Source organism: Clostridium sp. HBUAS56010 (genome assembly GCF_007115105.1).
Taxonomy (GTDB): domain Bacteria; phylum Bacillota; class Clostridia; order Lachnospirales; family Lachnospiraceae; genus Lacrimispora.
This window is the reverse complement of sequence record NZ_SULJ01000014.1, coordinates 1-14,345: the sequence shown is the minus strand read 5'-3', so window position 1 is coordinate 14,345 and position 14,345 is coordinate 1. Positions and strand designations below refer to the sequence as shown.

The 14,345-nt window shown below is 34.6% G+C and carries 19 protein-coding genes; all 19 read right to left on the bottom strand.

What is annotated here, in order from left to right:
• Positions 1-344: 344 nt before the first annotated feature.
• Entirely contained in the window at positions 345-761 is a 417-nt protein-coding gene (locus tag FAY33_RS17010) for a hypothetical protein (protein WP_143322433.1), read from the bottom strand.
• Positions 762-1,216: 455 nt separating this feature from the next.
• Positions 1,217-1,402 carry a hypothetical protein gene (locus FAY33_RS17005; protein WP_143322432.1) on the bottom strand — a complete coding sequence of 62 codons (186 nt, stop codon included), beginning with the start codon at positions 1,400-1,402 and terminating at the stop codon, positions 1,217-1,219.
• Positions 1,403-1,551: 149 nt separating this feature from the next.
• Positions 1,552-1,962, bottom strand: coding sequence for a hypothetical protein (locus FAY33_RS17000; RefSeq protein WP_143322431.1), 411 nt, complete (start codon positions 1,960-1,962; stop codon positions 1,552-1,554).
• Between the two features lie 52 nt (positions 1,963-2,014).
• Positions 2,015-2,158: a hypothetical protein gene (locus FAY33_RS19590; RefSeq protein WP_185967674.1), complete on the bottom strand. Its 144-nt coding sequence runs from the start codon at positions 2,156-2,158 to the stop codon at positions 2,015-2,017.
• A 110-nt stretch (positions 2,159-2,268) separates the two neighbouring features.
• The gene (locus tag FAY33_RS16995) at positions 2,269-2,988 is read right to left on the bottom strand and encodes a hypothetical protein (protein ID WP_143322430.1); all 720 of its coding nucleotides are present in this window, start codon (positions 2,986-2,988) and stop codon (positions 2,269-2,271) included.
• A gap of 31 nt (positions 2,989-3,019) precedes the next feature.
• On the bottom strand, positions 3,020-3,217 hold the full coding sequence (locus FAY33_RS16990; RefSeq protein WP_143322429.1) for a hypothetical protein: 198 nt from the start codon (positions 3,215-3,217) through the stop codon (positions 3,020-3,022).
• A 33-nt stretch (positions 3,218-3,250) separates the two neighbouring features.
• On the bottom strand, positions 3,251-3,838 hold the full coding sequence (locus FAY33_RS16985; protein ID WP_143322428.1) for a hypothetical protein: 588 nt from the start codon (positions 3,836-3,838) through the stop codon (positions 3,251-3,253).
• Between the two features lie 45 nt (positions 3,839-3,883).
• The gene (locus tag FAY33_RS16980; protein WP_143322427.1) at positions 3,884-5,173 is read right to left on the bottom strand and encodes a hypothetical protein; all 1,290 of its coding nucleotides are present in this window, start codon (positions 5,171-5,173) and stop codon (positions 3,884-3,886) included.
• A 12-nt stretch (positions 5,174-5,185) separates the two neighbouring features.
• On the bottom strand, positions 5,186-6,571 hold the full coding sequence (locus FAY33_RS16975; RefSeq protein WP_143322426.1) for a DUF2345 domain-containing protein: 1,386 nt from the start codon (positions 6,569-6,571) through the stop codon (positions 5,186-5,188).
• A 6-nt stretch (positions 6,572-6,577) separates the two neighbouring features.
• Positions 6,578-7,099, bottom strand: a complete 522-nt coding sequence (locus FAY33_RS16970; protein WP_143322425.1) for a hypothetical protein — start codon at positions 7,097-7,099, stop codon at positions 6,578-6,580.
• Positions 7,100-7,739: 640 nt separating this feature from the next.
• A complete protein-coding gene (locus FAY33_RS16955) occupies positions 7,740-8,297 on the bottom strand; it encodes a hypothetical protein (RefSeq protein WP_143322423.1) in 558 nt (185 codons plus the stop codon).
• Between the two features lie 28 nt (positions 8,298-8,325).
• The gene (locus FAY33_RS16950; RefSeq protein WP_143322422.1) at positions 8,326-8,658 is read right to left on the bottom strand and encodes a hypothetical protein; all 333 of its coding nucleotides are present in this window, start codon (positions 8,656-8,658) and stop codon (positions 8,326-8,328) included.
• Positions 8,659-8,678: 20 nt separating this feature from the next.
• The gene (locus tag FAY33_RS16945; protein ID WP_143322421.1) at positions 8,679-9,239 is read right to left on the bottom strand and encodes a hypothetical protein; all 561 of its coding nucleotides are present in this window, start codon (positions 9,237-9,239) and stop codon (positions 8,679-8,681) included.
• 568 nt (positions 9,240-9,807) lie between these two features.
• Positions 9,808-10,359, bottom strand: coding sequence for a hypothetical protein (locus FAY33_RS19815; protein ID WP_143322420.1), 552 nt, complete (start codon positions 10,357-10,359; stop codon positions 9,808-9,810).
• 29 nt (positions 10,360-10,388) lie between these two features.
• Complete coding sequence (locus FAY33_RS16935; RefSeq protein ID WP_143322419.1) at positions 10,389-10,757, bottom strand: hypothetical protein; 369 nt, start codon at positions 10,755-10,757, stop codon at positions 10,389-10,391.
• Positions 10,758-10,834: 77 nt separating this feature from the next.
• The gene (locus FAY33_RS16930; protein ID WP_143322418.1) at positions 10,835-11,392 is read right to left on the bottom strand and encodes a hypothetical protein; all 558 of its coding nucleotides are present in this window, start codon (positions 11,390-11,392) and stop codon (positions 10,835-10,837) included.
• A 26-nt stretch (positions 11,393-11,418) separates the two neighbouring features.
• Complete coding sequence (locus FAY33_RS16925) at positions 11,419-13,074, bottom strand: N-acetylmuramoyl-L-alanine amidase family protein (protein ID WP_143322417.1); 1,656 nt, start codon at positions 13,072-13,074, stop codon at positions 11,419-11,421.
• The gene (locus tag FAY33_RS16920) at positions 13,074-13,664 is read right to left on the bottom strand and encodes a hypothetical protein (protein WP_143322416.1); all 591 of its coding nucleotides are present in this window, start codon (positions 13,662-13,664) and stop codon (positions 13,074-13,076) included. The genes FAY33_RS16925 and FAY33_RS16920 overlap by 1 nt, the downstream gene beginning before the upstream one ends.
• Before the next feature lie 218 nt (positions 13,665-13,882).
• Positions 13,883-14,149 carry a hypothetical protein gene (locus tag FAY33_RS16915; protein WP_143322415.1) on the bottom strand — a complete coding sequence of 89 codons (267 nt, stop codon included), beginning with the start codon at positions 14,147-14,149 and terminating at the stop codon, positions 13,883-13,885.
• Between the last annotated feature and the right edge of the window lie 196 nt (positions 14,150-14,345).

Sequence of the window (14,345 nt, the reverse complement as noted above, 5' to 3'; positions counted from 1 at the left end):
ATATTCGGCTTGCTTCTTTTGTAGCATCTGACTATTTTTGATCTGTTCCATAGCGTCATTATTATCCATGATATTGCCTCCTGTAATATTGAATTATTTTATTTCTAATTCCTTTTTATTTTCAGATGGAATATCTATCTTATACTTCCTGTCCACAAGAAAAAATATTGCACATATTTTGCTTAAATAGTGCAAAATCCACTCATCAAGCACCTTATACACAGGTGTCCTTCTTGTCATTAAATCAAAAATGCCTGACGAATTCATTAGTAATTCTATATTCTGATAATCCTTCCACTCTTGAACTATTAATAAAAATGCTGTTCCAATGGTTATTACCACTGCTATTGTAAAATCAAAAGATATATTTGCTTTATAGCCCCAAAATATTTTTTTTTTTTAAATGACACTTTATACAGTATTAAAATAAAAGAAAAAGAAATAATTATTTTCACAAACACTGTTATTATTATAGTTTCTAACACAGAACTAACTAAAATTGCAAAAACAGAATAACTCAAAAATAAAAGAAGCCTTTCCAAGATAATTCCCACTGCAGTATAAATGTAAAACGATTTCTTAAATTCTATCCATTTATCACATTTCTTTGAAAACTGCTGTGTTAATACCATGAATAATATTAATATTTCCACATATATAATTACTAAATGAACAAGAGAACTGAGAATTTCAAATCCAGCACCTGGAAGCGTTCCAAAAAATGTTATAATGTTGATAAATACATTTTCAACAATACTCATCTTACCTTCCAACCATAAAAAAATACCGACTGCTACTATCAGCAAATATTGTTTTTGTTTACTTAACCAATCTATAATTTTTCACTTTCCTCTAAGTATTTATATTGTTTTTTCGGACAAATAGCTTTCAAATTAATATTCTGCGATTTCATATATTACCAATACCGCATTGTTTTCTCACATATCATAAATAGCTTTTAAAACCTTTAACATTATGTTTTATTTTTTACCAATTCGAATATGCCTAACAAAAAATCTCCAACTCCATAACAACCGATATACTTTATATCAAAAACCGAACCAATCAGTATCCGTAGAAATGTGTTGTTATTTTTAAATGAGAAGTCTCCCCTATATTTCCTGTCTACAAAAAAGTATTTAACATATCCTGCAAAATAGAACAAATTTCAATCTTAAGCATCCCAGATATTCCCACCATTTCTTTGTTTTTTAATTCAATACTCCCATGGCCAACGCCTTCCATGTAACTGATTTATGTATTTTACTAAATCTTTTTTCAATTTTTTATCTGTTATAAGAAAAACTTCACTGTCACTTTTTATTCCTGTCTCTCCATCTGAAATAGAACTTCTATTTGAACCGTTTGGTATAATGACAAAATTATCCTCTGATTGTCCCACGCAGCCCCAAAAGCTCCCTGATACAGGGCAATTATCAAAACAAACATAAATACGGTAAAGTTCAAGTCCCGTGGCAATATATTCCTGTTGCGAAACTAAGGAATCTACATTTTCTGATATATTTATAATCGAGTTTATAATTTTGCTATCTAAAAAAATACCTCATAGGAATCATAATCTCCACCCATAATTCCGCCAGTCATGTCTCCATCCAACGGATTTTCATATCCTGATTTTATGCAAAGCTGATCTCTATTATCACCATCAACTATTGCTATTGCGTTACGCTCTTTATTAATATCTCCTTTTAAAGAATATAGTAAATAAAAACCATCATTGCGTGCAATCCGCTTATCTGTAACGAATCCATAATTTTCTTTATTCATATCCTCTATGTACTCATAAGAGTCATACCAATTTCCATTCCAGTCCGCTCCACCTATGGCAATATTCGTAACTGGCAAAAAATATCCAAAGTCATATAGAATCCAAACTGCAATTCCTAGAAAAAGTAGAAAAATGCAGAAACATACATTTATTATTTTTCTAAATATTCTCAAAAATATCCCCTCTTTTATTTTGTATTCTCTTGACCACAGTTCCCCATATATCTCACAAAATCATCCCGTACATAAAATGTATAAGTATTTCCATATACTGTTCATCAGCCAAATATCCTTCAAATTTATACTCTACAATCTCATAATTGATAAACGGCTCAAATCCTCCTTCGAACTTTGTATAATGCTGAACCATGAACCATGCCCTCATCTCAGCTAAATCAGGAATCAGAATACCGGCATATCTTTTAGTATTTGAAAAGTCACATTTCTAATAATCTCATCAACTCTGTAACCTCATGGTTGTTATTGCTGCATTTTATCATACCATGAAACTTTAATGTATTTGCTCAATTTTTTCCTTGTCTTTCTATCTTTAGTAAAAGTTAATGCAACTTTATCTTCTCCAGAAGAATCGGCTTCGTCTGCATTTCTGTAAATAACCATACTATCTCCCACTTTCCATATCCCTCCAAAAATCTTTCCAGAGACAGGACAGTTATTAAAGCATAGATAAATAGAATAAAAAAAATATTTATCCCCTAACGCTTCCCATGGAATAATAATATCAGATTCTCTGGACAGTTCTACAATTTCATTTATTGTATTCTTATCTATAAAAATATCGTCATTTACAAGAATTCCACCCGTTATCTCCCCATCAAGAGGAATTTCATATCCCTCTTGTATACAAAGCTGTGGTCCATCATGATCATCTTTTCCTTCCATAATCAAGACATTATATTCTTTTTTTTGATCTCCCGTTAAAGAATATAAGAAATTATATTCTTCGTCACGTGCAACCGGTTTATTAATATTGAAAAGAAAAACATAATCATCTGGGTAATCGCCCTTGTCATATACATCATATTTCTTTCCTTGCCACTCTACCCAAGAATTACTCTGATGTGATGTCAGTGGTAAAAAATACCCTGTTTTTAATATAATCCAAAGGATAAACGAAAGACAAATAATCAGAATAATCCAAACTGGCTTTATTGCCTTTATCTTATTTATTACATACATTTTTCTTTCCTCCCTTCTTTGCTTTCTACGATTATTTTTTTCTATTCGCTCTCAATTCCTCCTCTATGTAATCATACTGTTCATCATCTAAATATCCTTCAAACTCATTTGCAAATGTTACAATACCCGAATTACTGGAGCAAACTCCATAACTGCCCTGTTCCAGTACAGTTGCTTCCATATTCATTGCATTGATATCAAATATTTTCTTCTTCCCATTCCCATTCACGAACCGCCTTTCCTTTCATCAAGCCTCTCCCGTCTAACGCTTCTCCTCTTCATCAAGCTCTACCGCAGACTGAAATACCTGTCCCACAAACTTCTTCCAATCTTCTGAATCCCTGTCCAGACAATTAAAAATCCCATGAAGTGTTCCGCCACGAAACGAAATAATGCACATCATATTGTACATCTGTTCATCAATTCCATAACTTTTAAAATCAAATGTCCTGACCGTATTCCCCCCAGATGTTTTTAGTTCATTCTCCTCATAAAAAACAAAGGATGGGTTGGTTTTCAAAAGCACTGCTTTGAGTTGGAGCGCCAGTTCTTCCTCCTGATTGACAAAACTTCTTTTATCCATCCAGTTGAATGCAAAATTTACATTGGTATTCAAGCTGGTTTTAATAGTCTCCGGGCGATTGGCAGACGGATATTTTACTTTCTTTATTTCCTCCGGCATTTCAATAAAGGTTTCCGGAAGGTAAATGCTGATTTTTTCCAGAATATGAACCAGCTGAAAGTTTATGAATTCTTCTCCTATGTAAACCCCCTGTTCCTTTATATTAACTGCCTGATTGCTTCTCGCCTGTTTTTTTAGTGCTACAAGCTGTTCATCCTCGTATTCCATTTCACTTCTTCTCCTATTTTACTATTTTAATGCTTCCTTTGCTAATTACATTCCCGTTACAGATTTAATCTCCGTTGAGGCAGACAGTCTTATATTCCTGGCAGTCATTTTTATTTTCCCATTTCCTTCAATAGTCAGTTGCTCTCCCTGAAGTCCAATCGAGGATTTATCACGGAGCTTCAGGGAGGATTTGGATTTCACCATTTCTATACTGCCGTCAAATAAACCAACTGCTGCATCTGGAGTTTCAAATAACTTGTCACCGACTTCCTTATCCTTATTTTTTTCATCATGCAGGCACCTAAGAACAATTCCCTGCCTTTCATCATGGTTCAGAAAATATACCTCTACCCTGCTCCCATTCTCAGGCATTGCATATAAGGCATTCCCGGATTCCGGTCTCCATGGATAAAAATACGTTCCCCTCTTTCCATCTATGTCAAATTGCACCTGCACGGTTTCGTTCCGGGTCTTTTTCACCGTTGCTGACAGGCTTAGTCCAGTAAACCGTTTATTATAAAAGGGTTCTGTTTCAAGATCCTTCTCGTTTGCAAGCCAGTATAAGAACCGGACTTCCCCATGTAAAAGTATGGTCTCTTTTTTATATACGACACACTTTCTTCCAGTCAGAATCTTCCAGTCTCCCAGTAAATAGGAGTCTCTGCTTTCCAGGCAATGACTTATGACTGCACGTCCTTTTTCTCCATTCACATAGCTTTTCCTGATGTTTACCTCTGCGGAAGAACTGCTCTCTATCATTTCCTTCCCCTTGCGCATTCCAAACCAAAGATTGGGGCGACCAGTCACGATATCCGGAATGATATAGCTATTTTGCAGACCGGCAATCCTTTTTTCAAATTCCCATGCTGTTTCATGATAGCAGATAACAGGCTTTTCCAGTTTTTTATCTTCTGCACTGCAAATCACTCTTCCATCTTCCAGAGCGCTTACAGCCTTTGCCGCTTCTGCATATGTCTGAGAGATATCTTGAAATGTGCAGCAAAGCTTCTTCTTATCTAGCTGCATGGAAGCAGATCCTGCCATTACAAGGGCATGGAGCACTCCATGGGTATACTTTAAATCAATCTGCTCAATCTGACCGCAAAATAAGGTCTCATCGGACTCATTGTCTCTGTTTCCTTTTAAAATGAACCGAACTGTTGTTTGAAGATAGTCCTCATGAAGACCCCGACTGCCACTTTCCTCTCTTTTTACGATTCCTGAGAAACTGACTCTTCCATGGTCATTGATTTCCCATGTCATTGCAAGTTTCTGGATTGATTGAAATGGGATATCCGTCTCTATGGAAAGCTTCTCATTGATTCTTATATTCATCTCAATTCCTCCCTATTGTAAATTGATTTTTCCGCCTTCAAAAGAGATTCCATCTGCCATTCTCATCACGGTCTCTCCCTGCTTTAGCACAATACTGTTAGAAGCTGCTAATTCTACACTCGCATTGGAACTGCTGATATTGATGCCGTTAGAAGCCTGAATGGAAACAGTTGAATCACTGATGATCCGAATCCCTTTCTGGTCAGAAAGTTCTACCGACAACCCGCTGTTGTTTGTAATCAGGATCTGCTCTGGCGTCATACGGATCTCCTTGCCTTCTTTATTCCTCCAAATTTTGTTATCCGGCTCTGTTCTTATTCCCTCTCCCTGATTCTCATGATATCCACTGGCTGCGTATGCATCTGCCTCATCAGACGTAGGCAGATATAATCGCACCCTGTCTCCTGGCTCGGGCATGCAATACCAGCCTGCTCCATCAGGGGAAGAATAAACAGTCGAAAATGAAAACCACCGCTTCCCACTCTGCTCATTCTCATCTCCCTGTATGGAAAGCTTCACCCGTTCATCCTTGACTTTTTCTACCGTTCCCATCAGTGATAGACCTATCATCTCTTCATTATTTGCTCTGGATACCTTCATACCAGTTCTGGTCCTTAGATCATATCTATGATATAGTTCACTCCCTTTCCACATGGTCTCAATTTTATATACATACAAGCTCTGCCCACAAAATGATACTTGACTTCCCAGTTCACAATAATCCCGGCTCTCTACAAGATAGCTGACTTCCTTCAAACTGCCGTTTCCAGCCTTTTTACGGTCATAATCTCCGGAATTTCTACGAACGGTATAATCTTCTTCGCTAAAACCAATATTAACTTTTTTCTCCGGCAGTCCAAAAAAGTATTTTGCTCCCTTTACTTTGCATGATGGTACAAGTACCGTATTCAAATGACTTGCACTGCGCTTTAAAAAATCCCAGTCTGTCTCTTCGTATTGAAGCATAAACCCAGACAAAGAAACAGCTTTTCCTTCTGTAACGATTACGCCGGACTGGGGATAGTTTTTATTGCAGATTTCAGTTAATTCCTTATAGGTGTACCCTTCCCTCTGAAAACTTCTAAGATGTTTTTTATAATCCATCAGCTTTGTACCGGAAAAAAGCTCCAGCTCCATAACACAGCCTTCGCCACGGAACTGGATATTAAGTTCTGTAACCACTCCGTAAAACAAAATACTTTCCTCATCCTTGTCATCATAAGTCAAGACCTGTACCCAGGTTTCCTCACTCGCCCTTTTAATGTATTCATCTTTTTTTTCTGCCCGAATCACTCCTCTGACTTTCACACATCCGTGCTCATTGACTTCCTGAGTCCCCTTATAGTCCAAAACAGAAATCATATCAAATGGTTTTATTGCAATCCTTTTCTCTCCCATATTTCCTTATACCTCCTTCAGTTCAATCTCTTCCAGGCAGATTCCCTGGGCGCTACGCCTCAAAATACTTTCTGCAAAGTCAAGATTAACAATGATTTTTCTTCGCTCCTTCAGTTTCAACATAAATATGTTTCTATCTTTTAAGGGGATTCCAGCATTTCTCTCTATAACAACGCTTCTCTTTCGCCCCAAAGTTTGCATTTCTCCCGACACCTCTGACAGAACCACTAAAAAATAACGTTCTATCTCTCCTCTGGCAGAATCCACCAGTACTACGTCCTTTGCCAAAACCTTATCTCCATACATATCAATGACAGATTTGACCATTTCCGACACCATTACGTAGGTAGAAATAAATATGGCAGGAAATATGGTATCCTTGTTTGTTGAAATCGAAATAATATTCCTTTCTGGTATTTTATAAAAATTCTTTATACATACCAAAGATGAAGGAAATTCTTCCTTCCATTTATTTAATATAGGTGCATCGCAAAACTCTTTTTCTGTTTCAAGAATGAAATATTTCATTCTATTCCCCCTTAAATAACAATTAAATTTGAGATATCCATGATCTCTATATCACTAAATATCTGTTTTTATTCTTAAAGGCGCACTCAACCTATTGCTGAATGCGCCTCTGATTTCTATTATGCACACGAATTTCCCCTGCTCAACCGTATCTCAACAACGTGAATTCACTTGCCTATTTTCTTATAGGGATCAGATATTTAAGTGTTTTTTTGTACAGATAGTTAATACCACTATACAACATATTTTACACAAAAATATATTCATGTAAAAAATAACAGGTTATATGTATTTTTTGGTAACAAATTTATATTTAAACATCCACTTAGGGCCAATTGCATTTGAAATTCAACGTTCTCTCGGCCATAAAGGGTGTCCTTATGATAATGCCGTTGCAGAAGCGACATTTAAAATAATCCGCTTAGAAGTCGCCATTTCTCCATTACTATTGAAATAATACCATTTTGCTTTATCATTCAACCACTTATTATTGAACATATATCCATAATCATTACCATGTGCAACTTCCAGATCTATGATGATTACGTCTCTTCTTCTGCTTGTTCCTATCAGCATTGCTACCATAAAATGGATTGAAAGGGTTATTTTGATGGGAACTTTTGCCTGTCTAAGGGTTTACTTAATCTATATAATCTGAATAGCGATATATTTTTCCGGTATGACTGTTTTTCCAAGTCTGTTCCTCTTGATTTTTTTTGGTAAACCAATCTGAATGTTGATATGGTTCTGATTCAAACCTACCCTCTGCTCCAAAAAAATTTATCTTAAAAAATGACCAAGTCCTATTTTTAGGATTAGTATTTCCTCTCAAATAACTTGACAACGGCTCCTGATTAACTTTTTTTAATACATTAATGAATATACTTTCTACGTTCTTATCGTCTATCTCCTTCTCCAACTCAATATCTATTATACAACCACCTCCTCCCCTGATAATTCTTAACTCTATATGTTCTATCCCCGGGTACGTTTTATACATTTCTGCTGTAAAGTCATAAAACACCGCATTAATAACCCGATCATGTATCTTTATACCTCCTATTACAATTAATATGAAGCATAAAAACCAAAGCCATCCTCTTTTTACTTTTATTATAAAGATCAATGAAGCAATACAGATTAGGCAGATTAATAAAAGAAGAATTATTAGTAAAAAAGTGGGAATAAAAGACTCCATAAGGTATCCTCCTGCTATTATTATATTGTTATTCAAAGTATACTAATCCTTTTAAAGGTTCGTTCTTTATATAATTATCTAGATCTACTTCACCCCAGCCTCCCCATGATGATACCTTCACTTTTGTTTTTTTATTCAGTTCATCTATTTCTAGCTCTGTAATCGTTACCCAATGAAGCTCAAATGAATTACCTGGATACTTACTCCCATCTGGTTCTATTATAGTTACATCACTACTTCCACTCGTCCCAATAAGCATTGCCACAGGAGAGTCTTTTTCTAGCCCCTCTGTAATATAATTAATTATATTCTTACCATTATAAGGATCCTCTCTTCTTACTACATGGTGTTCTGCAACCAAAAGAACTCCATATGTATTATTTATTCCATATAATCTGAATAATTATATATTTTTTTGGTATATCTATTTTTCCATATCTGTTCTTTTTGGTTTTCCTTTGTAAACCATTCTGAATGTATATACCGTTCCGAATAAAAGCTTCCCTGCTTTGTTCCAAAAAACAGTACTTGTAAAACTCCCCATCTCTTATTTTTAGGATTAGAATTTCCTTTTAAATAATCCGACATTGGTTCCTGATTAAATCTTTTCAACATATCAATAAATATATTTTCTACTTCTTTTTCCTCTATCTCCTTTTCCATATCGACATATATTGTGCAGGTAGTTCCCCCTGCAACAATCTGCAACTTTATATCATTTATTTCTGGATAAACCTTACACATCTCTGTTTTAAAATCATAAAATACCGAATTAATAGCCCGATCATGTATATTGATTCCTGCTGCTACAATCAATATGATGCTTAAAAGCCAAAGCCACCCTTTCTTTACTTTAATAATAAATATAAGTAAAGCAATACATATTAAGCAAATTAATAAAAAAACTATTATTAGCAAAAAAACGGGAATAAAAGACTCCATAAAATATCCTCCTACTATTATTATACTGTTATTCAAAGTATACTAATCCTCTTAAAGGTTCATTCTTCATATAATTATCTAGATCCACTTCACCCCAACCTCCCCATAATGATACCTTTACTTTTGTTTTTTTCAGTTCATCTATTTCCAACTCTGTAATGGTTACCCAATGAAGCTTGAATGAATCCTTGGATACTTAGCCACTTTCTTTTTATCCGCCATAATTACTTCTCCTAAAAAAAACATTAAAAATTCTCCTCAACAGCCATAAAGATCTTGTCCACAATCCTTCTGACTCTTATAATGTTGTCATTCAAAATATAACAATCTTTTCATAATTCCTGTGATGCGGTAATAGGAAACACTGTAAAATCTCGAAAACAGACAGTTTCATCATTTTTTTGTTCAATTTCATATAGTGATGTATTCACACATTACTATATGAGAACATTAAAGAAACTCATAAATACTGAATTCTTAAAGATTCATGGTGTCATAATCCAGAAATTTAGTGTTCTTCGTAGACCTATTATTGTACTGCAACTAAAATAACACAATATTAGCACACTTAATTCATATAATCTGAATAACGATATATTTCCCCTGTAAGATTATTTTCCCATGTCTGCTCTTCTTGATTCTCCCTGGTAAACCATTCTGAATGTTGATACGGTCCTGAAAAAAAACTTCCATGCTTTCTTCCATAGAATTTAATGTTTAAACGTACCCAACTCTTATTTTTACGGTTTGAACTGCCTTTTAGATAACTTGACATTGGTTCCTTATTGATCTTATTTAGTGTATCAAAAAATATAGTTTCTACATATTCATCATTCACTTCTTCTGCCATATAAATGTTTATTGACCCGGATCGTCCTCCATAAGACGTATGGAGTTTTATATTATCTATTTCCGGATATATATCGCACATATCCTCTTTAAAATCATAAAATACTGAGTTTATTATCCGATTATGTATCTTAGTACCTGCCATTATGATTACTAAGATAATTAAAAACCATAAACGGCTTCTCTTCACCTTTATAATAATTACCAGAAAAATAGTGCAAATCAATAAAAAAACTATTATTAATAGTGGGATTAAATTAAAAGACTGCATAAGGTATCCTCCTAATTCTTATAATATCTCTAATCAAAATATATTAACCCTTCGTAAAGTCGTTCGTTTTGTATATATTCATCTAAATCCACTTTACTCCAACCTCCCCATGATGATACTTTCACTTTTGCCGTATCATTAAATTCATCTATTTCTAATTCCGTAATTGTTACCCAGTGTAGCTTAAACGAATTATCTGGTGATTCGCTCCCGTCTGGATTTGTAATAATTACATCACTTCTTCCGCTCGTTCCTATCAACATTGCTACAGGAGAGTCTTTTTCCAATCCTTCTGTAATGTAATCAATTATGTTCTCACGAGTAAATAAAACAGATCCTTTCATTGCATGAAGTTCAACCCCTTTGTCGCTAGCATATTTCTCAACTCCGTCTGCCATTACACTAACAGGCCATACTCCTAAAGGGTTGCTTCCGATATGATGAGGCGTGACATTTTGACTGTCTAAGGGTTTACTTAATCTATATAATCTGAATAGCGATATATTTTCCCAGTATGACTATTTTTCCATGTCTGTTTTTTTTGATTTTCTTTCGTAAACCAATCTGAATGTTGATATAATTCTGATTCAAACCTATCCCTTACTTTAGAAAAATCTATCATAATAAATGACCAATTCTTATTTTTACGATTAGTATTTCCTTTCAAATAACTTGACATTGGCTCCTTATTAGCTTTTCTTAATACATCAATGAATATACTTTCTACACTCTTATCATCTATTTCTTTTTCTAACCCAATATCCATTATACAAACGCTTCCCCCATTGATAATTCTTAATTCTATACGTTCTATCTCCGGGTATGTTTTATACATTTCTGCTGTAAAGTCATAAAACACCGCATTAATAACCCGATCATGTATCTTTATACCTCCTATTACAATTAATATGAAGCATAAAAACCAAAGCCATCCTCTTTTTACTTTTATAATAACAATCAATAAAGCAATGCAGATTAGGCAAATTAATAGAAGAATTATTATTAGCAAAAAAATGGGAATAAAAGACTCCATAAGATCCTCCTACTATTATTATACTGTTATTCAAAGTATACTAATCCTTTTAAAGGTTCATTCTTTATATAATTATCTAGATCCACTTCACCCCAGCCTCCCCATGATGATACTTTCACTTTTGTTTTTTTATTCAGTTCATCTATTTCCAGCTCTGTAATCGTTACCCAATGAAGCTTAAATGAATTACCTGGATACTTACTCCCATCTGGTTCTATTATAGTTACGTCACTACTTCCACTCGTCCCAATAAGCATTGCCACAGGAGAGTCTTTTTCTAGCCCTTCTGTAATATAATTAATTATATTTTCACGATTATAATATCCTTCTCTTCTCACTGCATGTAGTTCTATTTCTTTGTCGCTGGCAAACTTTTCTACTCCATCTTCCATTACACTAATCGGCCATACGCCTAAAGGTTGACTTTTTATATGGTGAGGTGTGACATATTCAAACATTTCTTCCATATGTAATAGAAAATTTTCTATTGTATAATCAGAAAAAGCATATAATGCTGCATACTTTGAATTATGAGCTGCTAAGTATGCCACTATATTTGCAGATGCAACCGTTCCGCAACCACCCATTTTAGCAACATTAGTCTTTCCCTCATTGCCCCATTCATACCACGCTTGATTCCCACCATAATACTTTTTACTACCATCCGTAATTTCAACAAATCGTTTCGAATCACTCAATGCAATCTTAATAACACCATTTTTAACCTCTCGACATACTCCATCTTCATCTGCCTTATAAGTCTTTTTCGATACAGGATCTACTATTGTTTCATTAACAGCCATAGTACCGTCTTTTTTTAGAAAATATTTTTTACCTCCCCAATCTATCAACTTAGAAGTAGCCATTTCTCCGTTATGATTGAAATAATACCATTTTCCTTTATCCTTCAACCACTTATTATTGAACATATATCCATAATCGTTACTATGCTTAGCCTCTGCTTTTGTTTTAAAATAATACCATTTTCCCTGGATCTTCCTCCAGCCCGTTACCATATATCCTGCTGATTCTTCCTCTTTTAGGTAATACCATAATCCTTTTATTTTCATCCAGCCAAGTGCCATGTGTCCATCTTTTTCGCATCCACCTACCACCTTTGAGATAAAATAGTACCAATGATTTCTTATCTCTTTCCAACCAGTTACCATGTATTCATCTGACCCCAGATAGTACCATGCTTTATCCTTGTCTATAAATACCCAGTCGCTTTTTATGTAATGCCCATCTTTATAATATTTCCATTTTGCACCTTCCGGTGCCCCATATGGTACCCATTGATTTAATATTCCCATAGCAGTCGGTACCTTATTGTCCATTAATTCAACGTAATAAGGATATGCCCCATCCGCAAAATTCTGACTTATGATATTAAATTGAACAACATAATTTCCTGTTGCCGCATCTTTTGACATAATCATCTGATTCATTCTGGTCATGGAACCCAACAGGGATAACAAGACAGGATTTGAGTTTGCTGGATCGATAATCACAGGAACACTTCCCAGTGCCTTTAATAAACAGTTCCTGAAATCTGGCGAAAGCTGAACATTCTCCTGAGATAGAGGCGGATGAATCCCACATTGAGTACCTTTTAAATAAGTTGTTTCTCCATAACCATTAAACTCATTTCCCATATGAAAAGAGCTTTGTTTTTTTGCCATTATTCTTCTCTCCTCTCTGTATCTTGATGCCCTATAATCTTTAAATTATCCATATAATCTCCGCATAAAACCAGAATTTCCTTTTCTAACCGCAGAGAGCTATCCATTAGCAAATGAAGCGATTGTTTTAATAGATTACGGAAACATTCCTGAAGTAGTATCCAATCATCACACAATAACTTCTGTTTCAGATAAAATAATTCAGAGCTCTCCACCCTTAAAAACTTTTTCCTAATGAGTTTTTCAACTGTATTCATATCCTGAACCATATCTTTATAAACCAGCTCCGGATACCAGTAAACCTGACTTTTCCTCTCATCCAGATACAACATATCATTGCTCATTCCCAGTATCACCTCATAACTTTCCGTATATCCGCTACTCAATAGCCTACATAGAAATATATCTTTCAGTTTCACTGTTTCATCTTCACTCTGCCTCTCCTTCTGGCTGGATATTAATAAATCTATCTTATTATAAAATTCCTTCTCCATATCAGAAAGATTGTTCATCAGATAGCCTTTTTTTATTTCCAACCGTTCCTCTCTATATTTCTTTAAATATTCTTCCATCTCTTGTCGTCGATCCATCTTAAAGGTTTCTCCCCTCTCTTTTTTAGATATACCTTTGCTATAAGATTTTTCATGTCTTTCCACCAATCATGGATTGCATTTTCAGACACTAATCTGTTACGGTCAAATACAGCCCAAAAACACATCAATATTCTTATTGACTTATTAATTAGTGAAATTTCCTATTGGAACTTTCATAGGCAACCCATATATTTACTGTTTCCGCTTAAACTGATTCAATTAGTTGTTTCTATACCACTAACTGATTTCCAAAAAAAATCTCCCTTTCTCATGTCACTATTTATATCATCGAAATTTATTTCAACTGATCGGTAGTCACCAAAAGCATGAGGAAAGTAAATATATATACCCAGCCTATTTGTAGAGAAATAAAAGGTACTATACCTGGGAATTTCTAGTTCAGACAGCCCTATATATTTATACCTTTCTGCCAATTCCGAAAATGAATACTCTTCCAGTATAAAATCATCTTTATTCTCCAAATAACCTTTTCCTGAGCTTAGAACGTTTAGCAAATCATCAACATTTAACAACTCCTCTAAGCTTATTTTATTACCAGTTATTAAGTTTATATTTATTGCATAACCTAAGCTTTGGATAGGCTACAATTAATTGGACAGTTATCATAAGGGCATGTAAAATATAATTATAAAGTAAAAGGAGCTAAGCCCATGACTG